Consider the following 24,078-nt stretch of genomic DNA (forward strand, 5'->3'; position numbering starts at 1 on the left):
ACTGCCGCCGGAGGCGGTCTGAGAGAATTGGGGTGTGATCTCTCGAATCGATCTGCGCGGCAATGCCCTCCCCGAGGGCGGCGACCTGCGCGACCTGCTGCCCCGAGCCGAGTTCGACGTGGAAGCCGCACTGGAGACGGTGCGCCCCATCTGCGAGGACGTACGCCATCGTGGCTCGGCGGCAGTGATCGAGTGGGGGGAGAAATTCGACGGTGTACGGGTCGACTCGATCCGGGTCCCGGCCGCGGCCCTCTCCGAGGCGCTGGACCGGCTCGACCCCGCCGTACGGGCCGCCCTGGAGGAGTCGATCCGCCGCGCCCGCCTCGTCCACCACGAGCAGCGCCGCACCACGCACACCACGCAGGTCGTCCCCGGCGGTACCGTCACCGAGAAGTGGGTGCCCGTCGAGCGCGTCGGGCTGTATGTGCCGGGCGGGCGCTCCGTCTACCCGTCCTCCGTGGTCATGAACGTCGTACCGGCGCAGGAGGCGGGTGTCGAAGGCATCGCCGTCGCCTCCCCGCCGCAGAAGGGGTTCGGCGGCCTGCCGCACCCCACCATCCTCGCCGCCTGCGCCCTGCTCGGCGTCGACGAGGTGTACGCCGCCGGTGGCGCCCAGGCCGTCGCGATGTTTGCGTACGGAACGGCCGAATGTCTCCCGGTGAACCTCGTCACCGGTCCCGGCAACATCTATGTCGCCGCCGCCAAGCGCCTCCTCAAGGGCCGCATCGGCATCGACGCCGAGGCCGGACCCACCGAGATCGCGATTCTCGCCGACTCCACCGCCGACCCGGTGCACGTCGCCGCCGACCTGATCAGCCAGGCCGAGCACGACCCGATGGCCGCCGCCGTCCTCGTCACCGACTCCGAGGAACTGGCCGCCGCCACCGAGGCCCAGTTGAAGCCGCAGATCGCCGCGACCAAGCACATCACCGACCGGATCGAGCCCGCACTGGCCGGCCGCCAGTCCGCGATCGTCCTGGTCAACGATCTGGAGGACGGCCTCAAGGTCGTCGACGCGTACGCCGCCGAGCACCTGGAGATCCAGACCGCCGCCGCCGCCGCCGTCGCCGACCGGGTCCGCAACGCCGGAGCGATCTTCGTCGGCCCGTGGGCCCCGGTCTCGCTCGGCGACTACTGCGCCGGCTCCAACCACGTCCTGCCCACCGGTGGCTGTGCCTGCCACTCCTCGGGCCTGTCCGTGCAGTCCTTCCTGCGCGGTATCCACATCGTCGACTACACGCGCGACGCGCTCGCCGAGGTCACCCACCATGTCGTGACCCTCGCCGAGGCGGAGGATCTCCCCGCCCACGGCGCCGCTCTCAAGGCCCGTTTCACCGAAGGCGAACTCGACGAGCGCAGTGGCTGGAAGGTTCCGCAGCAGTGACGAACAGCAACACCACCCGTATCGACGACCTGCCGATCCGGGACGAGCTCCGTGGTCAGTCCCCGTACGGCGCGCCCCAGCTCGACGTGGCCGTACGGCTGAACACCAACGAGAACCCGTACCCGCTCCCCGAGGCGCTCGTCGACCGCATCGCCGAGCGCGTCCGCGAGGCCGCCCGCGACCTCAACCGCTACCCCGACCGCGACGCCGTCGAACTCCGTACCGAACTGGCCCGCTACCTCACCCGCACCGCCGGGCACGAGGTCGGTCTCGCCAACGTCTGGGCGGCCAACGGCTCCAACGAGGTGCTGCAGCAGCTGCTGCAGACCTTCGGCGGACCCGGACGCACCGCGATCGGCTTCGAGCCCTCGTACTCGATGCACGCCCTCATCGCGCGCGGCACCGGCACCGGCTGGATCTCCGGACCGCGCAAGGACGACTTCACGATCGATGTCGGCGCGGCCTGCGAGGCCATCGCCGAGCGGCGGCCGGACGTCGTCTTCATCACCTCGCCCAACAACCCCACGGGCACCGCCGTCGACGCCGCGACCGTCCTCGCGCTGTACGACGCCGCCCAGGCCGCCAGGCCCTCGATGGTCGTCGTCGACGAGGCGTACGGCGAATTCAGCCACCACCCCTCGCTGCTCCCGCTGATCGAGGGCCGGCCCAACCTGGTGCTCTCGCGCACCATGTCGAAGGCGTTCGGCGCCGCCGGTCTGCGGCTCGGCTACCTCGCCGCCGACCCGGCCGTCGTGGACGCCGTCCAGCTGGTGCGGCTGCCGTACCACCTGTCCTCCGTCACCCAGGCCACGGCGCTGGCCGCCCTGGAGCACACCGACACGCTCCTCGGATACGTCGCGCAGCTCAAGAGCGAGCGCGACCGGATCGTCACCGAACTGCGCGCGCTCGGCTTCGACGTGACGGACTCGGACGCCAACTTCGTCCAGTTCGGCCGCTTCGCCGACAGCCACACCGCCTGGCAGCAGATCCTCGACCGGGGCGTCCTGGTCCGGGACAACGGCGTACCGGGATGGCTGCGGGTCTCCGCAGGAACCCCGGCAGAGAACGACGCGTTCCTCGATGCGGTACGCACGCTTGTAAATGAGAACGCCAAGAAGGAGCACGACGGATGAGCCCCCGCGTAGGCCGCGTGGAACGCACCACCAAGGAAACGTCCGTGGTCGTCGAGGTCAACCTCGACGGCACCGGAAAGGTCGACGTGTCGACCGGGGTCGGCTTCTACGACCACATGCTCGACCAGCTCGGCCGCCACGGCCTCTTCGACCTCACGGTCAAGACCGAGGGCGACCTGCACATCGACACGCACCACACGATCGAGGACACCGCCCTCGCCCTCGGCGCCGCGTTCAAGCAGGCGCTCGGCGACAAGGTCGGCATCTACCGCTTCGGCAACTGCACCGTCCCGCTGGACGAGTCGCTCGCCCAGGTCACCGTCGACCTCTCCGGCCGCCCCTACCTGGTGCACACCGAGCCGGAGAACATCGCGCCGATGATCGGCTCGTACGACACGACGATGACCCGGCACATCCTGGAGTCGTTCGTCGCCCAGGCGCAGATCGCCCTGCACGTCCACGTCCCGTACGGCCGCAACGCCCACCACATCGTGGAGTGCCAGTTCAAGGCGCTCGCCCGCGCCCTGCGGTACGCCTGTGAGCACGACCCGCGTGCCGCCGGAATTCTTCCCTCCACGAAGGGCGCGCTGTGACCGGCCTCAACACCATTCTGATCGTCCTCGGCCTCTTCCTGGCCGGCGGCGTCTACTCCTTCTCGAAGCAGAAGATGCCCAAGGGCGTCATCGTGCTGCTCGGGATCGCATCCGTGATGAGCCTGGTCGCAGGTGTCATGCGGATCCAGGGACTCTGGGACTGAGGGAGCGACCTGTGAGTGACAAGAAGAAGGTCGTCGTCTTCGACTACGGCTTCGGCAACGTCCGTTCCGCCGAGCGCGCCCTCGCCCACGTCGGCGCGGACGTCGAGATCACCCGCGACTTCGACCGGGCGATGAACGCCGACGGGCTGCTGGTGCCCGGCGTCGGCGCGTTCTCCGCCTGCATGGAGGGGCTGAAGAAGGCCCGCGGCGAATGGGTCATCGGCCGCAGACTCTCCGGCGGCCGGCCCGTGATGGGCATCTGCGTCGGCATGCAGATCCTCTTCGAGCGCGGCATCGAGCACGGCGTGGAGACGGAGGGCCTCGACGAGTGGCCCGGCACCGTCGCCCCGCTGAAGGCCCCGGTCGTCCCGCACATGGGCTGGAACACCGTGCGGTCCCCCGAGGACTCCGAGCTCTTCGCCGGTCTCGACCCCGAGGCCCGCTTCTACTTCGTGCACTCGTACGCGGTGCACGACTGGAGCCTCGAAGTCACGAACGCCAGGATCCGCGCCCCCCGGGTCACCTGGGCCACCCACGGCGAGCCGTTCGTCGCCGCCGTGGAGAACGGCGCCCTGTGGGCCACCCAGTTCCACCCCGAGAAGTCCGGCGACGCCGGCGCCCAGCTGCTGACCAACTGGATCGGAACACTCTGATGTCCACCACGCTTGAGCTCCTCCCCGCCGTCGATGTCCGCGACGGTCAGGCCGTCCGTCTCGTGCACGGCGAGTCCGGCTCCGAGACCTCGTACGGCGACCCGCTGCAGGCCGCCCTCGCCTGGCAGAAGTCGGGCGCCGAGTGGCTGCATCTCGTCGACCTGGACGCCGCGTTCGGCACCGGTGACAACCGGGCGCAGATCGCCGAGGTCGCCCGCTCCATGGACATCAAGGTCGAGCTGTCCGGCGGCATCCGTGACGACGCCTCGCTCGCCGCCGCCCTTGCCACCGGCTGCACCCGGGTCAACCTCGGCACCGCCGCGCTGGAGACCCCCGAGTGGGTCGCCAAGGTCATCGCCGAGCACGGCGACAAGATCGCCGTCGGCCTCGACGTCCGCGGTACGACGCTCCGCGGCCGCGGCTGGACCCGCGACGGCGGCGACCTCTACGAGACCCTCGCCCGCCTCGACTCCGAGGGCTGTGCCCGCTACGTCGTCACTGACATCGCCAAGGACGGCACGCTCCAGGGCCCCAACCTGGAGCTCCTGAAGAACGTCTGCGCCGCCACCGACAAGCCCGTCGTCGCCTCCGGCGGCGTGTCCTCACTGGACGACCTGCGGGCGATCGCCTCGCTTGTGCCGGACGGTGTCGAGGGCGCGATCGTCGGCAAGGCGCTGTACGCGAAGGCGTTCACCCTCGAAGAGGCGCTGCAGGTGGTCTCCGGATGACCGACTCCGTCAACCGCATCTCCTCCGGCGCCCCCTGGGAGGACAAGTTCGGCTACTCCCGCGCGGTGCAGCTGCCGAACGGGCTGGTCCTGGTCGCCGGCTGCACGTCGATCGTCAACGGACAGATCTCCGCGGGCGGCCCGTACGAGCAGGCCGTCGCCTCCTTCAACGTCGCCTTCGACGCGCTGAAGCAGGTGGGGCTGGGCCGCGAGGACGTCGTCCGTACCCGGATGTACCTCACGCACGCCCGGGACGTGGACGAGGTCGGCCGCGCCCACAAGGAGCTGTTCGATGACGTCCGCCCCGCCGCTTCCATGATCATCGTCTCCGGTTTCGTCGACCCCAGCCTGGTCGTCGAGGTCGAGATCGAGGCCTACCGGGAAGGTGCGCAATGAGTCTCGCGGTACGTGTCATCCCGTGCCTGGACGTCGACAACGGCCGGGTCGTCAAGGGTGTCAACTTCCAGAACCTGCGCGACGCGGGTGACCCCGTCGAGATGGCCAAGCTGTACGACGCCGAGGGCGCCGACGAGCTGACCTTCCTCGACATCACCGCGTCCAGCGGCGACCGGGAGACGACCTACGACGTGGTGCGCCGCACCGGGGAGCAGGTCTTCATCCCGCTCACCGTCGGCGGCGGTGTCCGTACCGCCGACGACGTCGACAAACTGCTGCGGGCCGGCGCCGACAAGGTCGGCGTCAACACCGCGGCGATCGCCCGCCCGGACCTCATCCGGGAGATCGCCGAGCGGTTCGGCCGACAGGTCCTCGTGCTGTCCGTCGACGCCCGGCGTACCCCCGCGGGCACCTTCGAGGTCACCACGCACGGCGGCCGCAAGGGCACCGGCATCGACGCCGTCGAGTGGGCGCACCGGGCCGCCGAGCTGGGCGCGGGCGAGATCCTGCTCAACTCGATGGACGCCGACGGCACGAAGGACGGCTACGACACCGAGATGATCGCGGCAGTCCGCACACACGTCACCGTCCCCGTCATCGCCTCCGGCGGCGCGGGCCGGCTCGCGCACTTCGCACCCGCCATCGCGGCAGGCGCCGACGCGGTGCTTGCCGCGTCCGTCTTCCACTTCGGCGATCTGCGGATCTCCGAGGTCAAGGACGCGCTGCGGGAGGCCGGGCACCCGGTCCGCTGACCGCAGCGCTCATCGATCGCCGGACGAGCCGATTCATGGCTCGTCCGGCGATCGGCTTTCTGCGGGCGCCCAGCGCGGCGCTGTGCGGGGCGGGGGGCGTGGTCGGCCTGCTGTTCACCCGACTGCGCCGCGCGGAACTGCCGCACTGAGACCGACCGGCAATTGGGCGGCGGGCCGCGCGTACGGCCGCCGCTGGGCACCGGCGGCCGTGCGACCCGTCGTCCTACATGCCGAGCTCCGCCGTCCGCAGCCGGGCCACCGCCTCCTTGTCGCCCTCGACCTCCACCCGGGCCGCGTCCTGCCGCCCCGACGCGAAGAGCAGCAGTTCGCCCGGCTCGCCGGTGACCGTCACCACCGGAGTGCCCTTGTGCGCCACTGCCGTCTGCCCGTCCGGGCGGCGCAGCACAAGACCCACCGGCGCCTTGCGCCCCATCAGCCGCGCCGCCTTCTCCATACGCGACCAGAGCGCATCGGCGAAGACCGGGTCCAGCTCCCGCTGCGACCAGTCGGGCTGCGCCCGGCGCACGTCCTCGGCGTGGACGTAGAACTCCACCGTGTTGGCCGCCTCGTCCACCTGCTTCAGCCCGAACGGCGACATCCGGGGCGGCCCCGTACGGATCAGCTGGATGAGTTCCTCGTACGGCTTCTCGGCGAACTCGGCCTGCACCCGTTCGAGCCGGACCTTCAGCGGGCTCAGCAGTAGGCCGGCCGCCGCGTCCGGTCGGCGCTCGCGCACCACGACGTGGGCCGCCAGGTCCCGGGCCGTCCAGCCGTGGCACAGAGTGGCGGCTTCGGGGCCGGCCGCCTCCAACAGGTCGGCAAGCAGAAGTCGTTCGCGCTTCGCATGGGTCGACATGTCCGCCAGCCTACGACCGGGTCCCGCGGTCCGCCCAGTGGACGCCTCACGGAACCGCCCTCGCGGCCACGGCACAATGGGGTCCATGACCAGCATGCCCGCGCCCAGCACCCCGCCCGCCAGCAGCCTGGACCCCGCCATCGCCGCACGTCTCAAGCGCGGCGCCGACGGACTGGTCCCGGCCATCGCCCAGCAGTACGACACCGGCGAGGTGCTGATGCTCGGCTGGATGGACGACGAGGCGCTGCACCGCACCCTGACCACCGGCCGCTGCACCTACTGGTCCCGCAGCCGGCAGGAGTACTGGGTCAAGGGCGACACCTCGGGCCACATCCAGCAGGTCAAGTCCGTCGCCCTCGACTGCGACGCCGACACCGTCCTCGTCAAGGTCGACCAGACGGGTGCCGCCTGCCACACCGGCGACCGGACCTGCTTCGACGCAGACGTACTCCCGCTCGGGCAGTAGGGTCAGCCGCCATGGATCTTGAGACCTTCCGCAAGCTGGCCGCCGACCGGCGTGTCATCCCCGTCAGCCGCCGGCTCCTCGCGGACGGCGACACCCCGGTCGCGCTCTACCGCAAGCTCGCGGGCGAGCGCACCGGCACGTTCCTCCTCGAATCCGCGGAGAACGGCCGCACCTGGTCCCGCTACTCCTTCATCGGCGTCCGCAGCGCCGCCACCCTCACCGTCCGCGACGGGCAGGCGCACTGGCTCGGCACCCCGCCCGTCGGCGTCCCCGTCGACGGGGATCCGCTGGACGCCCTGCGCGCCACCGTAGAGGCCCTGCACACCCCGCGCGACCTGCACTCCGGCATGCCGCCGTTCACCGGCGGCATGGTCGGCTATCTGGGTTACGACGTCGTGCGCAGGCTGGAGAGGATCGGCGAGCACGGCGGCGACGATCTGAAGCTCCCCGAGCTGACCATGCTGCTCACCTCGGACCTCGCCGTCCTCGACCACTGGGACGGCACCGTCCTGCTGATCGCCAACGCGATCAACCACAACGATCTGGAGACCGGGGTCGACGAGGCGTACGCCGACGCCGTCGCCCGGCTCGACGCCATGGAGGCGGACCTCTCCCGCCCGGTCGAGAGCGCCCCCGCGGCCCTTCCGCCGTCCGAGCTCCCGCCGTACACCGCGCTCTGGGGCGGCCAGGCCTTCCAGGACGCCGTCGTCGACGTGAAGGAGCGCATCAGGGCCGGCGAGGCGTTCCAGGTCGTCCCGTCCCAACGCTTCGAAACCCCGTGCACGGCAAGCGCGTTGGACGTCTACCGGGTGCTGCGCGCGACCAACCCGTCGCCGTACATGTACCTCTTCCGGTTCGGCGGCTTCGATGTCGCGGGCTCCAGCCCCGAAGCCCTCGTCAAGGTCGAGGACGGGCGCGCGATGGTTCACCCGATCGCCGGGACCCGGCCGCGCGGCGCCACCCCGCAGGAGGACCAGGCCCTCGCCGACGAGCTCCTCGCCGACCCGAAGGAACGCGCCGAGCACCTGATGCTCGTCGACCTCGGCCGCAACGACCTGGGACGGGTCTGCGTGCCCGGCAGCGTCGAGGTCGTCGACTTCATGTCGATCGAGCGGTACTCGCACGTGATGCACATCGTCTCCACGGTCACCGGCCGCGTCGCCGAAGGCCGTACCGCCTTCGACGTCCTGACCGCATGCTTCCCGGCCGGGACTCTCTCCGGCGCCCCCAAGCCGCGGGCCATGCAGATCATCGAGGAGCTCGAACCCACCCGCCGCGGACTGTACGGAGGCTGCGTCGGCTACCTCGACTTCGCCGGGGACTCCGACACCGCGATCGCGATCCGTACGGCTCTGCTGCGCAACGGCACCGCGTACGTCCAGGCCGGAGCGGGAATCGTCGCCGACTCGGACCCGGTCGCCGAGGACACCGAATGCCGCAACAAGGCCGCCGCGGTCCTGCGCGCCGTGCATACGGCGAACCGCCTCCACGTACGGTGAAGCCCGAGCGGCACATGGGAGGCGGCGTCGCGTGCCCTGGTGCGCACATCTGCGGCGTTGTCGTCGGTCACCAACTCCCCCCAATTGCCGGTCGGCCTTAAGGCATGGGGGGGGACCCCCCTTCGCGTTGCCTCCCTCCTCCGCCTTGCAGCTGCACGCACCAGACCCCGCTTCTTCACCCACCCCCCATGTGCCGGGCGGGCTGAACCCGTAAGGGATAGTGGGGTACGTGAGCGCTGTCCCCGTACCCCAGCCCCGTGCCCGAGCCGCCACTGCGCCCGACGCCACGGGAAGCCGCCGCAGCCTGGCCGTCGGCCTGCTTTTCGGGGCGGTCGGTGCCACCGTCGTCCTCCTCGCCTCCAGCCAGACCTGGGCCGAGGGCAAGGCCGCCGTCGGCGGCGGCTCCCTGCCACTGACCGCCGACGGCCAGGACGTCACCGGACTCCCGGCGGCCCTCGCCATCGTCGGTCTGGCCGCCCTCGTCGCCGTTTTCGCCGTCCGCAGCGCCGGCCGGCTGCTCGTCGCCGGGCTGCTCGCCCTCAGTGGCCTCGGTGCCGGACTGAGCGCCTACCTCGGCGCCTCCGACAGCGCGGCCCTCGACGAGAAGGCGGCGCAGACCACCGGCGACACCTCCGCCACCATCGACGCCCTCAGCCACACCGTCTGGCCGTACGTCACCGCCGCCGGCGGACTGCTGATCCTCGTCGCCGGACTGCTCGCCCTGCGGTACGGGAAGCTCTGGCCGACCATGTCGGGGCGGTACGAGCGCGACGGCACTCCGCGCCCCCGCAAGGCCCCCCGCACCGCCCCGGACCCGGACCGGCCCGAGGACCTGTGGAAGGCCCTGGACCGCGGCGAGGACCCGACGCACTGAAAGACCTCCCGGCGCGAGCGGGGGGTGACCGGGGGGACACGCCCCGGATGCGACCCCCAGCTCACGTCGCACCGGTCCGTACGGGACAATGGCGGTGAGCTTTCTGCACAGCGGAGCACAGCGCCACCAGCTTTGCGTACAGCGATACAGCGATACCCACAGCGCAACACCAACGAGGAGCAACTCATGGCGGGCAGCAGCCACGGACACACCCCGGCCGCCTGGACCGGTGTCATCATCTCGTTCATCGGCTTCTGCGTCGCAGGCGTCTTCATGGTCGCGGCCAACCCGCTCGGCTTCTGGGCCGGTATCGCGGTCATCTTCATCGGCGGAATCGTCGGTCTCGCGATGAAGGCCGCCGGTCTCGGCATGCCGAAGGAGTCGGCCGAGGTGGCCGCCGCCCGGGCGCGAGCCGGGCAGGCCCAGACGTCCGCCTGACCCCGGTCGGCACCATCGTGAAAGGCGCAGCCCGGCCGGGGCTGCGCCTTTCCGCGTGAGCGGGGACAATCACCGGGTGGACGCCTCGCCTTCTCCCGCAGCCGCACCAGGCCCGCCCGGCCAGCAGCCCGCGCCGGTTTTCGTACCGGCGCCCGGTCAGCCCGCGCCGGCCTTCCCGCCGGCGCCCGTGCCCGCATCACCCTTCCGGCGGCTCGCCACCCCGGTGGCGGTCATGGCGGCCGTCATCGCGGCCTTCGGCTACGTCGGCGCCGTCGACCCCAACCAGCCGGGCCACTACCCGGTCTGCCCGATGCTGCAGGTCACCGGCCTGTTCTGCCCCGGCTGCGGCGGGCTGCGCAGTGCCCACGCCGTTGCCCACGGCGATATCGCCGCCGCCTTCGGCTCCAATGCCCTCGCCGTCGTCGGCTACGCGATCTTCGCCGCCGTCTGGGTGGTCTGGATGGTCCGCGCGAGCAGAGGAATGCCCGTACGGATCAACCTCGCACCGGCCTACTGGTGGGGTATCGGCGCCGTGCTGCTGATCTTCACCGTGGCTCGGAATCTGCCGTTCGGATCAGTGCTGGCGCCGTGAATGCCCAGCTGATGGGACATTCAGCGGCCGGATGCGGGCCCTCGGCCCTCCTGCGGATACCATCGAGATGGCTGATCCTGTTCCCTCATCACCGTCCCGGAAGGGGGCCGCTCGCGTGAGTGTGCTCGACGAGATCATCGACGGCGTCCGCGCCGACCTCGCAGAGCGGCAGGCGCGTGTCAGCCTCGACGAGCTCAAGGAACGCGCGGCGCGCGCTCCGGCGGCCAAGGACGGAGTCGCCGCCCTGCGCGGCGAGGGCGTGACCGTCATCTGTGAGGTCAAGCGCTCCAGCCCCTCCAAGGGGGCCCTGGCCGCGATCGCCGACCCGGCCGCGCTCGCCGCGGACTACGAGGCCGGTGGCGCGTCCGTCATCTCCGTCCTCACCGAGGAGCGCCGCTTCGGCGGTTCGCTCGCCGACCTGGAAGCCGTCCGCGCCAAGGTCGACATCCCGATCCTGCGCAAGGACTTCATCGTCACCTCGTACCAGCTCTGGGAGGCCCGCGCCTACGGCGCCGACCTCGCCCTGCTGATCGTCGCCGCCCTCGACCAGGAGGCCCTCGTCTCCCTGATCGAGCGCGCCGAGTCCATCGGCCTCACGCCGCTGGTCGAGGCGCACGACGAGGAGGAGGCGGAGCGCGCCGTCGACGCCGGAGCGAAGATCATCGGTGTCAACGCGCGCAATCTGAAGGACCTCAAGGTCGACCGCTCCACCTTCGAGCGTGTCGCCCCCGAGATCCCGGCGGGCATCGTCAAGGTCGCCGAGTCCGGCGTCCGCGGCCCGCACGACCTCATCGCCTACGCCAACGCCGGCGCCGACGCCGTACTCGTCGGCGAGTCCCTGGTCACCGGCCGCGACCCGCGGGCCGCTGTCGCCGACCTGGTCGCCGCGGGCGCCCACCCGGCCCTGCGGCACGGACGGGGCTGACCCGCACCATGTCCGCCGATCGTCCCCTGCCCCGCACCCGGCCGCGCCTGCGCCTGGCCATGGTGACGGCTGCCCGGGACCCGCACGCGCCGCTGGCGCGCGGCTGCCGCCCCCGTGGCTGCCGCGCCCCCGCGCGCCGCGTGCACGGACGGCGGGTGCGGTACGTGATCGGCGACGAGCCCGGCCAGGTAAACGGCATGCGATGGCGCACGGGGACCGCGCTGTAGCGAGCCCCGGCCGACGTACTCGCACCACCCTCTCGTACGTACGACCGCACCGTCCGACCGTCCCCGGTCGCGGCGGCGCTCCGCTGACGGCGCATACGGTGAACCCACCCGTTGCCATGACGAGGAGCACGTCGGATGTCATCTGACTTCTTCATTCCGGACCCCGAGGGTCTGATTCCCAGCGCCGAGGGCTACTTCGGCGCGTTCGGCGGCAAGTTCATCCCGGAGGCGCTCGTCGCCGCCGTGGACGAGGTCGCCGTCGAGTACGACAAGGCCAAGGCCGACCCGGCCTTCGCCGCCGAGCTCAATGAGCTCATGGTCAACTACACCGGCCGGCCCAGTGCGCTGACCGAGGTGCCGCGCTTCGCCGAGCACGCAGGCGGCGCCCGGATCTTCCTCAAGCGCGAGGACCTGAACCACACCGGTTCGCACAAGATCAACAATGTGCTGGGTCAGGCGCTGCTCACCAAGCGCATGGGCAAGACCCGGGTCATCGCCGAGACCGGCGCCGGCCAGCACGGCGTCGCCACCGCGACCGCGTGCGCCCTCTTCGGCCTCGAATGCACCATCTACATGGGTGAGATCGACACCGAGCGGCAGGCGCTGAACGTGGCGCGGATGCGGATGCTCGGCGCCGAGGTCGTCGCCGTGAAGTCCGGCTCCCGCACGCTCAAGGACGCCATCAACGAGGCGTTCCGCGACTGGGTCGCCAATGTGGACCGCACCCACTACCTCTTCGGTACGGTCGCCGGCCCGCATCCCTTCCCGGTGATGGTCCGCGACTTCCACCGTGTCATCGGCGTCGAGGCCCGCCGGCAGGTCCTGGAGCGGACCGGCCGGCTGCCGGACGCCGCGATCGCCTGTGTCGGCGGCGGCTCCAACGCCATCGGCCTGTTCCACGCCTTCATCCCGGACGCGCACGTCCGGCTGATCGGCTGCGAGCCCGCCGGACACGGCGTGGAGACCGGCGAGCACGCGGCGACCCTGACCGCGGGCGAGCCCGGCATCCTGCACGGCTCGCGCAGTTACGTCCTCCAGGACGACGAGGGACAGATCACCGAGCCGTACTCCATCTCGGCCGGTCTGGACTACCCGGGCATCGGCCCGGAGCACGCGTACCTCAAGGACATCGGCCGCGGCGAGTACCGCGCGGTCACCGACGGTGCCGCCATGCAGGCGCTGCTGCTGCTCTCCCGCACCGAAGGGATCATCCCGGCCATCGAGAGCGCCCACGCGCTGGCCGGAGCCCTGGAGGTCGGCAAGGAGCTCGGCAAGGACGGACTGCTCGTGGTCAATCTGTCCGGCCGCGGCGACAAGGACATGGACACGGCGGCCCGCTACTTCGGGCTGTACGAGGCGGACGCGACCGTCGAGGCGGACGCGGGGAACGGCGACGCCGAGATCGAGGAGGACGCCAAGTGAGTGGCAATATCAAGCTGTTGAGCGCAGCCCTCGCCGCCGCCAAGGCGGAGGACCGTGCCGCGCTCATCGCCTACCTGCCGGCCGGGTTCCCGACGGTCGACGGCGGCATCGAGGCCGTCAAGGCCGTCGTCGCCGGTGGCGCCGATGTCGTCGAGGTGGGCCTGCCGCACAGCGACCCCGTGCTCGACGGGCCGGTCATCCAGACAGCCGACGACATCGCTCTGCGCGGTGGCGTGAAGATCGCCGACGTGATGCGCACGGTCCGCGAGGCGTACGAGGCGACCGGCGCCCCGATCCTTGTCATGACGTACTGGAACCCCATCGACCGGTACGGCATCGAGCGGTTCACCGCCGAGCTCGCCGAGGCGGGCGGCGCCGGGTGCATCCTGCCCGACCTGCCGGTCCAGGAGTCCTCGGTGTGGCGCGAACACGCCGACAAGCACGGTCTCGCGACCGTCTTCGTCGTCGCACCGAGCAGCAAGGACGAGCGCCTCACCACCATCACCGCGGCCGGCTCCGGCTTCGTCTACGCGGCCTCGCTGATGGGGGTCACCGGCACCCGCGAATCGGTCGGCGAGCAGGCCCAGGACCTGGTCCGGCGGACCCGCGCCACGACCGGGCTCCCGGTCTGCGTCGGCCTCGGCGTCTCCAACGCCCAGCAGGCCGCCGAGGTCGCCGTCTTCGCCGACGGGGTGATCGTCGGCTCCGCCTTCGTCAAGCGGATCCTGGACGCCCCCGACGAGGCGTCCGGTCTCGCCGCGGTCCGCTCATTGGCGGGCGAATTGGCCGAAGGCGTTCGAAAGCGCTGACATCGGGTGTAATCCATCCGGGTGGACCTGGGGCCGGGGAGGCACGCACGTGCCTCCCCGGTTCGTTGCTGCGGGTGTGAGTGAGAAGAACCAAGAGGGAAAAAGGGCCGCGCGCGACCGGCTCGTCCAGCAGCGCGAGCAGGAGAAGGTGCGCGAGCGCCGCCGGCGCACGCTGATCATCTCGGCCGCCGTGGTGGGTGTGCTGGCGCTGGCCGCCGTCATCGGCGTGATCGCCGCGAATTCGGGGGGCAAGGGCAACAAGGCGAGCGAGTCGGGGCCCGCGGTCGCACCGTCGGGAGCGACCGGCAAGGACAGCCTGGTCATCCAGGTGGGTGCGGACGACGCCCCGTCCACGCTCACGGTCTGGGAGGACTTCCGCTGCCCGGTCTGTGCCCAGTTCGAGAATGCGCTCCGGGAAACGATCCACGAGCTGGAAAACACCGGACAGGTCAAGGTCCAGTACCACCTGGCCACGCTCATCGACGGCAATCTCGGCGGCACCGGATCGCTGGACGCGGCCAATGCGGCCGCCTGCGCACAGGACGTCGGGAAGTTCTCCGCATACCACGACGTCCTCTACCGCAATCAGCCGCCGGAGTCCGACGACGCCTTCGGCAAGAGCAGCAAGCTGATCGAGCTGGCGGGCAAGGTCGAGGGCCTCGACACGCCCGCCTTCCGCAGTTGCGTGGAGGACGGCACGCACAACACCTGGGTCCAGAAGTCCAACACCGCGTTCCAGAACGGTGGATTCCAGGGCACGCCGACCGCGCTCCTCAACGGTGAATCGATCTTCCCGAAGAAGGGGAACGAACCGATCACCGTGGCGAACCTGAAGAAGTGGGTCGCCGAGGCGAACAAGGGCAAGAAGTCGGCGAAGGTCACCCCGTCGCCGTCCGGTTCCTGATGCACCCCGCGGACGTGGGCTTCGGGCCGGCCGGGGTGGGGAATGGATGACCGGCTCGTTACCCAGAAGTTGTCGGGCGGGTTGCCGCACATCCCGCCCGGCAGGGTAGCGTCGACCCTGTCATGGACCTTGCCTACATTCCCAGCCCGTCGACCGGCGTGATCAATCTCGGCCCGATCCCGCTTCGCGGCTACGCGTTCTGCATCATCATCGGTGTGTTTGTCGCCGTCTGGTTCGGCAACAAGCGCTGGATCGCCCGGGGCGGCAGAGCCGGCACGGTGGCCGACATCGCCGTCTGGGCCGTGCCCTTCGGTCTCGTCGGCGGCCGGCTCTACCACGTCATCACCGACTACCAGCTGTACTTCAGCGACGGTGAGAACTGGGTCGACGCCTTCAAGATCTGGCAGGGAGGCCTCGGTATCTGGGGCGCGATCGCGCTCGGCGCGGTCGGCGCCTGGATCGGCTGCCGCCGTCGAGGGATCCCGCTGCCCGCCTGGGCCGACGCGCTCGCCCCCGGCATCGCCATCGCCCAGGCGATCGGCCGCTGGGGCAACTGGTTCAACCAGGAGCTGTACGGCAAGCCGACGGATCTGCCGTGGGCACTGAAGATCAGCGAAGGTCCCAACCGGGTCGCCGGAACGTACCACCCGACGTTCCTGTACGAGTCGCTGTGGTGCGTGGGCGTCGCCCTGCTGGTGATCTGGGCGGACCGCCGCTTCAAGCTCGGACACGGGCGGGCGTTCGCGCTGTACGTCGCGGCGTACTGCTCGGGTCGCGCCTGGATCGAGTACATGCGGGTCGACGAGGCGCACCACATCCTCGGCCTGCGCCTGAACGTGTGGACCGCGCTCATCGTGTTCGTGCTGGCGGTGACGTACATCGTGATCTCGGCGAAGGTACGGCCGGGGCGCGAGGAGGTCGTCGAGCCGGGAGTGGCCGAGGACACCGAGGGCGTCGAGGACGCGGCGCCCGACGCGGATGCCGCCGGTGACACGGACCGTGACGGCGACCCCGTCGGCGATGCGGAGGCGCCCGATGCGGAAGCGCCCGATGCGGAGGTGCCGGAGAAGAACGGCACCGCAGAGGCAGCGAAGAAAACCTGACGCCACCCATCTGTACGAAAGGCCCCGAACCAAACGGCTCGGGGCCTTTCGCTGTTCCCCCACCGGGGTCTGCGCCCCCGGACCCCTGCTCCTCGATCGCCGGAGGGGCCGGATTTTCCGCCGTCACCCCACCCGTTCCGCCAGCGCCAGCGTCCGGCGGGCCGAGGCCACCACCGCCGCGTCCACGAAGCGGCCGTCCGGCAGCGCCAGCGCACCCGCGTCCGTCAGTGCCGCCGCCACGATCTCCTGCGCCGCCTCGATCTCCTGCGCCGTCGGCCGGAATGCCCGTTCGATGACCGGCAGCTGCCGGGGGTGGATCGCCGCCCGGCCTACGAACCCCAGCGCCCTCCCGTGCACGCAGGACTGCCACAGCCCGTCCAGGTCCAGGACGTCCGGGAACACCGACTGGGTCGGCGGGGCGAGCCCCGCCGCGCGGGCGGCAACCACCACTCGGCTGCGCGACCAGTCCAGGCCCATGTCGTCCCGTACGCCCAGATCGGCCCGGAGATCGATCTCGCCGATGGCGATGGAGCGGACCTGGGAGTGGGACGCCGCGATCGTGTACGCGTGCTCGATGCCGAGCGCCGACTCCAGCAGCGGACAGAGCGCGACGCCGGGGGCCAGAGCCGCGATGTGATGGACGGTCGCGGCATGCGTGATCTTGGGCAGCCGCAGTTCGGCCAGGCCGGGCAGTCCGGCCAGGGCCAGGATGTCGGTTTCGGTGTGGACCCGGACGTGCATCGGCACACCGCCCGTGCCGGCGAGCGGCTCGGCGAGGAGTTCGGCGGTGGCGGACCGTGCATACGCCTTACGGTCCGGCGCGACTGCGTCCTCCAGGTCGACGATCACCACGTCCGCGCCCGAGTCGCGCGCCTTGCGCACCACGTCCGGCCGGTCCCCGGGGACGTACAGCCAGGTCAGAGGCACCGCTGCCGCCGCCGTCACAGCACGGTCCCCGCGCGCAGTGCGGCGATCTCCGGATCGGTCAGGCCGAGCCCGGTGAGGATCTCGTCGGTGTCCGCGCCGTGCGGCCGGCCCGCCCAGCGGATCGCCCCCGGGGTCCCGGACAGCCGGAAGAGGACGTTCTGCATACGCAGCGGGCCCAGTTCCGGGTCGGGGACCTCAGTGATCGAGCCCAGGGCCCGGTACTGCGGGTCCTCCATCACGTCCCGGATGTCATGGATCGGCGCGATGGCTGCCTCCGCCTTTTCGAACGCGGAGATCGCGTCGTCGCGGGTGTGCCGGGCGATCCAGCTGCCGACCGCTTCGTCGAGTTCGTCGGAGTGGTCGGCGCGGGTGGCGCCGGATGCGAACCACGGCTCGTCGATCAGTTCCGCGCGGCCGACCAGATGCATCACCCGTTCGGCGATCGACTGGGCGGACGTGGACACGGCGACCCACTGACCGTCGGACGTGCGGTACGTATTGCGTGGGGCGTTGTTGCGCGAGCGGTTACCGGTGCGTTCCTGGACGTATCCGAGCTGGTCGTACCAGATCGGCTGCGGGCCGAGCACGGTCAGGATCGGCTCGATGATCGCCATGTCGACGACCTGCCCCTCCCCGGTGCGGTCCCGCCCGGCCAGCGCCGCCATCACGGCGTACGCCGTGGCGATTGCCGCGATCGAGTCGGCGAGCCCGAAGGGCGGCAGGGTCGGCGGCCCGTCCGGCTCCCCGGTGATCGCGGCGAAACCGCTCATGGCCTCGGCGAGGGTGCCGAAGCCGGCGCGGTGCGCATACGGACCGAACTGGCCGAAGCCGGTGACCCGGGTGAGCACCAGCCGCGGGTTGACGGCGTGCAGCTCCTCCCAGCCGATGCCCCACCGTTCCAGCGTCCCCGGCCGGAAGTTCTCGATGATCACATCGGTGGATGCGGCCAGCCGCAGCAGGACGTCGCGCCCGCCGGGAGCGGAGAGGTCGAGGGTCAGATTGCGCTTGTTGCGACCGAGCAGCTTCCACCACAGACCGATGCCGTCCTTCGCCGGGCCGTGCCCGCGCGACGGATCGGGCCTGCGCGGATGCTCGACCTTGATCACCTCGGCGCCGAAGTCGCCGAGCATGGTGGCCGCGAGGGGGCCCGCGAAGAGCGTGGCGAGGTCGAGGACCCGCAGACCGGTGAGGGGCGCTTCCCCGGGCGCGGTCATGCGGCGTCGATCTCGCTGCGGTACGGCATGGAGGTCGAGGCACCCGGTTTCTGCACACAGAGTGCGGCGGCCGACGACGCCCAGGCCAGTGCCTCCGGCACGGAACGCCCCTCGCCGAGCGCCACGGCGAGCGTGCCGACGAAGGTGTCCCCGGCGCCGGTGGTGTCCACGGCGGTGACCTCGGGCGCGGGGAAGTGGATCTTTTCGGTGCCCCGGGACGCGTACAGGCAGCCCTTCGCCCCGAGCGTGATGACGACCTCGGGGACCTGCCGGAGCAGGATGTCCGCCGCCGCGTGGGGTTCAACGTGCCCGGAGAGCTCGGCGGCCTCGTGCTCATTGGGAATCAAGAGATCGATGGTGTCGAAGAGTTGGTCCGGCAACGGTTGCACGGGGGAGGGGGTGAGAATTGTCCGTACGCCCTGCGCATGGGCGACCCGCGCCCCTTCCAGCACAGCGGACAGCGGCAGTTCCAGTTGCAGGAGCAGCAGGTCGGCACCCGCGATGGCGGCCATCTCACCGGGGCCGAGGGAGGTGACGGTGCCGTTGGCGCCGGGGATCACCACGATCGAGTTGCCGCCCGCGTCGTCGACGACGATGTGCGCGGTGCCGCTGGGGCCCTCCGCGGTGTGCAGCAGGTCGGTGTCCACGCCCGCGTGCTCCAGTCCGGACCGCAGCAGCGCCCCGTACGCGTCGTCACCGACCGCGCCGATCATCATCACGTCGCCGCCCGCGCGGGCGGCGGCGACGGCCTGGTTCGCGCCCTTGCCGCCGGGGACGGTGCGGAACTCCCGTCCGGAGACGGTCTCTCCGCGCTGCGGAGCCCGTGCGACGTAGGTGACAAGGTCCATATTGGTGCTGCCGAGCACCGCGATGCCGGTCATGGGCGGCGTGCCTCCTCGTGGATGAGCCGGTGGGTCATTTCGGCGAGTGTGTCGAAGCCGATGGAGTCGAATCCGGGAACGGATGTGGCGAGCCGGTTCCCCAGCGGGGCGGTCCACCGGTCGGGCAGCGCCCCGGGCCGGCCGGCCAGCAGACCGGTCAGTGAGCCGGCGGTCGCACCGTTCGAGTCGGTGTCCCAACCGCCTGCCACCGCACGGCAGATGGAGCCGGAGAAGTCGCCGTCGGCGTGGGTGAGGGCGGCGGCGAGCAGCGCGGCGTTGGGCAGTACATGGACCCAGTGGTACGCGCCGAACTCGGCGTGCAGCCGGTCGACGACCTCGTCGAAGTCCTCCTCACCGCGGGCCGCGTCGATCCCGGTGCGGACCGCGTGCGCAAACCGCGAGCGGGGCGGCACGACGCGCAGACCGGCCGCCAGGCAGTCGTGCACATCCGCGTCGCCACCGGCCGCCTCGGCGAGCGCCGCGGCGGTGAACATCGCCCCGTACACACCGTTGCCGGTGTGTGTGAGGACCGCGTCCCGGTGTGCCTGCTCGGCGGCGGTCGCCGGGTCGCCGGGGTGGGTCCAGCCGTGCACGTCGGCGCGGATCCGGGCGCCGATCCACTCCCGGAACGGGTTGCGGTGGCGGGCGGTGTCCGGCGGTTCGATGCCGTCGAGCAGATTGCGGTACGCGACCCGCTCGGCGGTGAACGTACGGCCCGCGGGGAGTTCGTCGAGCCAGAGCCGGGCGAGATCGGCGGTATCGAAGGAAGGCCCGTGCCGCTGGATCAACAGCACGGTCAGGAGCGGGTGGTTGAGGTCGTCGTCCTCCGGCATCCCGTCGATGTTCTCGGCGAGCGAGGTGGGTGCGGAGCGACGGTTCCAGGGGTGGGCGGCTGCCAGTTCGGCGGGCAGGCCCTTCGCGGTGAACCAGGTGGCGAGCGGCCAGTTCCCGGTGGCCCGGGCCAGCGCACGGATCCCCGCGAGGGGCAGCTTCTCGACGGGTTTGCCGAGCAGGCAGCCGGCCGCACGCCCCAGCCACGCCGCCTCCAGCGGGGCCGTACCGGCCGGTGGAGGGTCCGTGCGGGGCGCCGGCCAGTACGGGCAGGCCGCCCGGATCGCGGCGAGATCCGTCGGCTCGTCGACATGCAGCGGCGAGGTGAGCCCGGCGAGTTCGTCGAGCAGGCGCTCGGCGAGCGCGCGCAGGGCGGGTGGCGCGGGGGATTTCGATGCGCCCGCGCGCTCCGGGGCGGGTGCGCCGCCCGCCGCGTACCACCGGCGCTCGATGTGCCGCCCGTCCCGGCCGTCCTCGGCCGCCTGGCGCAGCTCGTGCCCGATCAGGTCCTCGGGCTGCACCCAGGTGACCCGCACGGTCATGGCGTGCCTGCCAGTGTCGCGAACGCCGCCTCGTGCGCACGCCGCCGGGCGGTGTCCCGTACGAACACCTCGCGGGCGACGTCCGTCAGCGTCCGCGCCGGTGCGTGCAGATCGAGGCGGCTGGCCTCTGCCACCGTTTTCACCCAGGTGGCGGGGATCGGCGCTTCGCCGTGCAGCGCGCCCGCGAGCGCGCCGCTCATCGTGGCGATCGAGTCGCAGTCGCGGCCGTAGTTCACCGATCCGAGCACCGCGTGCCGGTAGTCGCCGTCCGCGACGAGCAGCATCCCGAGGGCGATCGGGAGCTCCTCGATGGCGTGCAGCCGGGAGGGTCGGCGGGCGCCGAGGGACGGGGAGCGGTAGTCGGGTCCGACCGTGTCGAAGGGGGCCACCGCGGCACGCAGCGGTGCCAGCGCCGTCTCGAAGTCCTGGTGCCGGACGGCCACTTCGCACACGGCCTCGATGGCGGCCCGGGTTCCGTCCTTGGCGAGCGACAGGCAGGTGTCGACGACGGTGGCGGGCGTCGCGTCCGGGGCGCAGGCGGCGGCGACGGCCGCCGCGAAGACCCCGGCCGCCTCCCTCCCGTACGACGACTGATGGGCGCCCGTGAGGTCCAGCGCCTCGGCGTACGCGGCCCGCGGATGCGCGGCGTTGACCAGCCCCACCGGCGCCATGTACATCGCCGCACCGCAGTTCACGATGTTTCCGGAGCCCGCCTCGCGCGGATCGACATGGCCGTAGTGGAGCCGGGCGACGATCCACTTCTCGGCGAGGAAGACCCGTTGCAGTGGCAGCGCCTCGGCCTGCAGCTCCGGAATCCAGCGGGGGTTCGCGATCAGCTCCGGTACGAGGTGGTCGGCGACGGAGTACGCGTCGAGATGGTCCCGTACGGCGCCGTACACCCGTACCAGCGCATGGGTCATCAAGGTGTCGTCGGTGACGTGCCCGTCGCCCTTGTAGTACGGGGCGATGGGGCGGGCGGTTCGCCAGTCGTCGCCGTCCCAGGGGCCGACGATGCCGGTGACCCGGCCGCCGTGGCGTTCGACGATCTGCTCGGCGGACCGGCCCTCGACCGGGCCGCCGAGCGCGTCGCCGACGGCAGCGCCGACGAGGGCGCCGCTGATCCGTTCGTCGAGGGCGAGCGCGGTGGGTGGTCTATTCCCCGTTGGCGTCATGAGCTTCATGGGCGTCATGCCCGAATTGTCCACCCGGAGGGGCTGGTTCCGTGTCTGTCAGCAGCCCGGCGAGTTCGATGAGATCCGTGCCCGCGAGTCGGGGCAGCGCACACCCGGCGAGGGTGCGGCAGGCCTCGCGCCAGCCGTCCGGGACGGCGGCGATACCGCCGAGCGCGCCGGTCAGCGCACCGGCCAGGGCAGGCGCCGAGTCCGCGACCCGCGACAGACAGGCCGCCGCCGGAATGGCCTGGGCGATCTCGCCCCGGGCGGCGGTGGCGAGGGCGAGCGCGACCGGCACGGTCTCGGCGGCAGCAATCCCGTAGCTGTACACATGATCGACGATCTGATGCTCCAGCACCGGTACGAGCGCGAAGGCGCCCGCTGCCTCGCCGACGAAGTCCCGGGCGATCCGGACGGCGTGGGCGGCATTGCGGGCGATCTCGGTGCCGTCGGGGAGCTGGGCGAGTGCGGCGTTCACCACGGTGTCGACATCGGCCCCGCCCAGCGCCTCGGCGATCGCGGCGGCCATCGCACGGGCACCGTGCACACCGTCGCCGTCCTGGGTGTATCGGGCATCGAACTCGGCGAGTTCGGCGGCGGGTCCGGGCTCGCCGGGGTGGACGACCGCCAGCACGGCGGCCCTAACACAGGCCGCATCGTCGAAATAGTGCGGGTTGTCGTGGCCGGTGGCGGGCGGCCGCAGCCCGGCGGCGAGATTGCCGAGCCCGGCCCGGACCGAGATCCGGGCGCGCAGGGGGAGGACCGCCGACTCGACCTCCGGCGCCTGCGCGGCAGCCGCGGCGACCTCGGCGGCCAGTGCGTTCCAGGAGAGGTCGATGGCGGCCCGCATCCGGCGCTCGGGGGAGAGGTGGTGCAGCGACCCCGCCTCCGAGGCGAGCACGGTCCCGGCGGCGAACGCGGCCCATTCGGCATCGTCCGACGGCCCGAGCCGCAGCGGCTCGGGTGGCTGGTTGAGGGCGATCGGCACGGGCAGGGTGGTGGTGGCGTTCTGCTCGGCGAAGGTGTCGAGCTCCCGGGTGAGGCGCCGGGTCCACTCCGGCATCCGGGCCGCCCGGTGGCGCGCGGCGGGCCACCCCGCGGCATCCCCCGAGGCGAGCCCGAGGAGCAGTCCCTCGATCCGGGCGCGGCGCCCGGGCAGGGGCAGGGCAGGAAGGGAAGCGGGGTCGCTGGTGCGGCGAGTGTCGCGTGCAGTGGTCATGACACCACCACCGCCGGTTCGCCTGTGCCGCCGACTGTCCCGGCCGCCGGTTCGCCTGTGCTGCCAGCTGCCCCGGCCGCCTTGCCGGCCCCGCCCATCGGGTCCGCCTCGTCCGTCTCGTCCGGCGTGAGCAGCTCCGCGATGTCCAGGACGTGGTAGCCCCGCATCGACGGCAGACAGCTGCCCCGGACCGGTCCGATCGCCTCGCCCCAGATCCGCGGGATCGCGGACACCCCGTGCAGTGCCCCGGCCAGCGCGCCCGCCACGGCCGCCGTCGTGTCCGCGTCGCGGCCCATGTTGACCGCGGTCAGCACCGCCGTACGGAAATCGCCGCGCGCCGCCGCGAACGCGCCGAACGCCAGGCCGACCGCCTCCGGCGCCAGATCTGTCCATGGATAACCGCCGACCACCACCGCGGAGCGCACGGCCCGCTCCGTGGTGAGGCGGTCGGGATACGCGCGCTGGGCGGCCGCCACCGCGCGGCGCAGCGAGCGCGCCGTCCAGGAGTCCATCGGTACGACGGACAGTGCGGCCGCGATCACGGACGCGACCCCGGCACCGACCATCGCGGCGGCCACTCCGGCCGCCACCGCCTGGCCGCCGTAGATGCCCTCGCCGTCGTGGCTGACCCGGCCGTCGACCGCGACCAGGCGCGCGGCCTCCGCGGGCCGGCCCGCCGCGAACACACCGAACGGCGCCGCCCGCATCGCGAGTCCGTCGCTCCAGGCGTGCCGGTGCTGGGCGGAGATCGGGGCGGCAAGACCCCGGCGCAGGTTCTCCAGCGTGCCGCGCTCGCTGAACCCGGCGCCGCGGAACGGCCCCTCGTCCAGGTCGGCGATCCACAGGTGCCAGGCCCGCTCGACATGGGTGACGGTCAGCGCCGAACCGTGCCGGGCGAGCAGCAGCCCGGAGAAGATCGCGTACTCCGTGTCATCGGTGCCTGCCGGGTCGTCGCTGACGAAGCCTTCGATCCGGCCCCAGCGGCGGCGGATCTCGGACGGCCGCAGGTTCTCCGCCGGTGCGCCCAGGGCGTCACCCACGGCGAGCCCCAGGAGCGCGCCGCGGGCCCGGTCGGCCCGGTCGAGGCGCTCGGCATCGTCCGGGTGGTCCGCATGGGCTGATCGGCCCGTGCCGGGTGCGTCCGCGTCGTACCCTGTGGCCTCCGCCGCACCGCCTGCGCCCGCACTGCCCGCGTCCGTTCCGCCCGCGCTCGTACGGCCCGTCCGCCGCGCTGCCGGATTACCCGCAATCGACTCCATCGCGTCGACCCTTCGCTCGTACCGAGCCAGTTCTCGTGCCTGTCCGATCTGTGCCACGCGGAGACCCGACAAAGGCCGATAAGCGTGACAAAAGGGCCAGTCGGATGACGGGATCC

At 71.8% G+C, this 24,078-nt stretch carries 27 protein-coding genes; 19 read left to right on the forward strand and 8 right to left on the reverse strand.

Annotated features, from left to right (window positions below; translation table 11 throughout):
- Positions 1-34: 34 nt before the first annotated feature.
- From hisD to hisF, 8 genes are read left to right on the forward strand one after another with little or no spacing between them, the layout of a single operon-like run.
- Positions 35-1,384, forward strand: a complete 1,350-nt coding sequence (hisD, locus tag OH809_RS31355) for a histidinol dehydrogenase (protein WP_406418563.1) — start codon at positions 35-37, stop codon at positions 1,382-1,384.
- Entirely contained in the window at positions 1,381-2,517 is a 1,137-nt protein-coding gene (locus OH809_RS31360) for a histidinol-phosphate transaminase (protein WP_406418561.1), read from the forward strand. The genes hisD and OH809_RS31360 overlap by 4 nt, the downstream gene beginning before the upstream one ends.
- A complete protein-coding gene (gene hisB, locus OH809_RS31365; protein ID WP_389031456.1) occupies positions 2,514-3,110 on the forward strand; it encodes an imidazoleglycerol-phosphate dehydratase HisB in 597 nt (198 codons plus the stop codon). The genes OH809_RS31360 and hisB overlap by 4 nt, the downstream gene beginning before the upstream one ends.
- Positions 3,107-3,274: a hypothetical protein gene (locus OH809_RS31370; RefSeq protein ID WP_406418559.1), complete on the forward strand. Its 168-nt coding sequence runs from the start codon at positions 3,107-3,109 to the stop codon at positions 3,272-3,274. The genes hisB and OH809_RS31370 overlap by 4 nt, the downstream gene beginning before the upstream one ends.
- A gap of 11 nt (positions 3,275-3,285) precedes the next feature.
- Positions 3,286-3,927, forward strand: a complete 642-nt coding sequence (hisH, locus tag OH809_RS31375; protein WP_406418557.1) for an imidazole glycerol phosphate synthase subunit HisH — start codon at positions 3,286-3,288, stop codon at positions 3,925-3,927.
- Positions 3,927-4,655: a bifunctional 1-(5-phosphoribosyl)-5-((5-phosphoribosylamino)methylideneamino)imidazole-4-carboxamide isomerase/phosphoribosylanthranilate isomerase PriA gene (gene priA / locus OH809_RS31380; protein WP_406418555.1), complete on the forward strand. Its 729-nt coding sequence runs from the start codon at positions 3,927-3,929 to the stop codon at positions 4,653-4,655. Before hisH ends, priA begins: the two co-directional genes overlap by 1 nt.
- Positions 4,652-5,050, forward strand: coding sequence for a RidA family protein (locus OH809_RS31385; RefSeq protein WP_406418554.1), 399 nt, complete (start codon positions 4,652-4,654; stop codon positions 5,048-5,050). The genes priA and OH809_RS31385 overlap by 4 nt, the downstream gene beginning before the upstream one ends.
- On the forward strand, positions 5,047-5,802 hold the full coding sequence (gene hisF / locus OH809_RS31390) for an imidazole glycerol phosphate synthase subunit HisF (RefSeq protein ID WP_406418552.1): 756 nt from the start codon (positions 5,047-5,049) through the stop codon (positions 5,800-5,802). Before OH809_RS31385 ends, hisF begins: the two co-directional genes overlap by 4 nt.
- Before the next feature lie 223 nt (positions 5,803-6,025).
- On the opposite strand, the gene OH809_RS31395 is transcribed toward hisF, so the two are convergent.
- Positions 6,026-6,658, reverse strand: coding sequence for a TIGR03085 family metal-binding protein (locus OH809_RS31395; RefSeq protein WP_406418550.1), 633 nt, complete (start codon positions 6,656-6,658; stop codon positions 6,026-6,028).
- An 85-nt stretch (positions 6,659-6,743) separates the two neighbouring features.
- On the opposite strand from OH809_RS31395, the gene hisI reads away from it, so the two are divergent.
- From hisI to lgt, 11 genes are all read left to right on the forward strand, one after another.
- A complete protein-coding gene (hisI, locus tag OH809_RS31400) occupies positions 6,744-7,124 on the forward strand; it encodes a phosphoribosyl-AMP cyclohydrolase (protein ID WP_406418548.1) in 381 nt (126 codons plus the stop codon).
- An 11-nt stretch (positions 7,125-7,135) separates the two neighbouring features.
- A complete protein-coding gene (locus OH809_RS31405) occupies positions 7,136-8,623 on the forward strand; it encodes an anthranilate synthase component I (RefSeq protein ID WP_406418546.1) in 1,488 nt (495 codons plus the stop codon).
- A 220-nt stretch (positions 8,624-8,843) separates the two neighbouring features.
- Entirely contained in the window at positions 8,844-9,497 is a 654-nt protein-coding gene (locus OH809_RS31410) for a TIGR02234 family membrane protein (protein ID WP_406418544.1), read from the forward strand.
- 186 nt (positions 9,498-9,683) lie between these two features.
- Entirely contained in the window at positions 9,684-9,935 is a 252-nt protein-coding gene (locus tag OH809_RS31415) for an HGxxPAAW family protein (RefSeq protein ID WP_406418542.1), read from the forward strand.
- A 76-nt stretch (positions 9,936-10,011) separates the two neighbouring features.
- The gene (locus tag OH809_RS31420) at positions 10,012-10,527 is read left to right on the forward strand and encodes a DUF2752 domain-containing protein (protein ID WP_406515951.1); all 516 of its coding nucleotides are present in this window, start codon (positions 10,012-10,014) and stop codon (positions 10,525-10,527) included.
- Between the two features lie 115 nt (positions 10,528-10,642).
- On the forward strand, positions 10,643-11,452 hold the full coding sequence (trpC, locus tag OH809_RS31425; RefSeq protein WP_266986745.1) for an indole-3-glycerol phosphate synthase TrpC: 810 nt from the start codon (positions 10,643-10,645) through the stop codon (positions 11,450-11,452).
- Positions 11,453-11,511: 59 nt separating this feature from the next.
- On the forward strand, positions 11,512-11,679 hold the full coding sequence (gene trpM / locus OH809_RS31430; protein ID WP_384138729.1) for a tryptophan biosynthesis modulator TrpM: 168 nt from the start codon (positions 11,512-11,514) through the stop codon (positions 11,677-11,679).
- Positions 11,680-11,814: 135 nt separating this feature from the next.
- Positions 11,815-13,101 carry a tryptophan synthase subunit beta gene (gene trpB, locus OH809_RS31435; RefSeq protein ID WP_406418538.1) on the forward strand — a complete coding sequence of 429 codons (1,287 nt, stop codon included), beginning with the start codon at positions 11,815-11,817 and terminating at the stop codon, positions 13,099-13,101.
- Positions 13,098-13,910: a tryptophan synthase subunit alpha gene (gene trpA / locus OH809_RS31440; protein WP_406418536.1), complete on the forward strand. Its 813-nt coding sequence runs from the start codon at positions 13,098-13,100 to the stop codon at positions 13,908-13,910. Before trpB ends, trpA begins: the two co-directional genes overlap by 4 nt.
- A 76-nt stretch (positions 13,911-13,986) precedes the next feature.
- Positions 13,987-14,814: a DsbA family protein gene (locus OH809_RS31445; protein WP_406515952.1), complete on the forward strand. Its 828-nt coding sequence runs from the start codon at positions 13,987-13,989 to the stop codon at positions 14,812-14,814.
- A gap of 122 nt (positions 14,815-14,936) precedes the next feature.
- Positions 14,937-15,917 (forward strand): prolipoprotein diacylglyceryl transferase, encoded by a 981-nt coding sequence (gene lgt / locus OH809_RS31450; RefSeq protein WP_406418532.1) that lies wholly within the window; start codon positions 14,937-14,939, stop codon positions 15,915-15,917.
- Between the two features lie 123 nt (positions 15,918-16,040).
- On the opposite strand, the gene OH809_RS31455 is transcribed toward lgt, so the two are convergent.
- The 7 genes from OH809_RS31455 to OH809_RS31485 are packed head-to-tail and all read right to left on the reverse strand — an operon-like array spanning position 16,041 to position 23,962.
- Positions 16,041-16,862 (reverse strand): HpcH/HpaI aldolase/citrate lyase family protein, encoded by an 822-nt coding sequence (locus OH809_RS31455; protein ID WP_406418530.1) that lies wholly within the window; start codon positions 16,860-16,862, stop codon positions 16,041-16,043.
- Complete coding sequence (locus tag OH809_RS31460) at positions 16,859-18,058, reverse strand: CaiB/BaiF CoA transferase family protein (RefSeq protein WP_406418529.1); 1,200 nt, start codon at positions 18,056-18,058, stop codon at positions 16,859-16,861. The genes OH809_RS31455 and OH809_RS31460 overlap by 4 nt, the downstream gene beginning before the upstream one ends.
- The gene (rbsK, locus tag OH809_RS31465; protein WP_406515953.1) at positions 18,055-18,939 is read right to left on the reverse strand and encodes a ribokinase; all 885 of its coding nucleotides are present in this window, start codon (positions 18,937-18,939) and stop codon (positions 18,055-18,057) included. The genes OH809_RS31460 and rbsK overlap by 4 nt, the downstream gene beginning before the upstream one ends.
- Positions 18,936-20,312: an ADP-ribosylglycohydrolase family protein gene (locus OH809_RS31470; RefSeq protein ID WP_406418525.1), complete on the reverse strand. Its 1,377-nt coding sequence runs from the start codon at positions 20,310-20,312 to the stop codon at positions 18,936-18,938. Before OH809_RS31470 ends, rbsK begins: the two co-directional genes overlap by 4 nt.
- Complete coding sequence (locus tag OH809_RS31475; protein ID WP_406515954.1) at positions 20,309-21,502, reverse strand: ADP-ribosylglycohydrolase family protein; 1,194 nt, start codon at positions 21,500-21,502, stop codon at positions 20,309-20,311. The genes OH809_RS31470 and OH809_RS31475 overlap by 4 nt, the downstream gene beginning before the upstream one ends.
- Positions 21,465-22,703: an ADP-ribosylglycohydrolase family protein gene (locus tag OH809_RS31480; RefSeq protein ID WP_406515955.1), complete on the reverse strand. Its 1,239-nt coding sequence runs from the start codon at positions 22,701-22,703 to the stop codon at positions 21,465-21,467. The genes OH809_RS31475 and OH809_RS31480 overlap by 38 nt, the downstream gene beginning before the upstream one ends.
- Entirely contained in the window at positions 22,700-23,962 is a 1,263-nt protein-coding gene (locus OH809_RS31485) for an ADP-ribosylglycohydrolase family protein (RefSeq protein WP_406516301.1), read from the reverse strand. The genes OH809_RS31480 and OH809_RS31485 overlap by 4 nt, the downstream gene beginning before the upstream one ends.
- Positions 23,963-24,078 lie beyond the last annotated feature (116 nt).

Source organism: Streptomyces sp. NBC_00873 (assembly GCF_045207415.1).
In the GTDB taxonomy this organism is placed as follows: Bacteria; Actinomycetota; Actinomycetes; order Streptomycetales; family Streptomycetaceae; genus Streptomyces.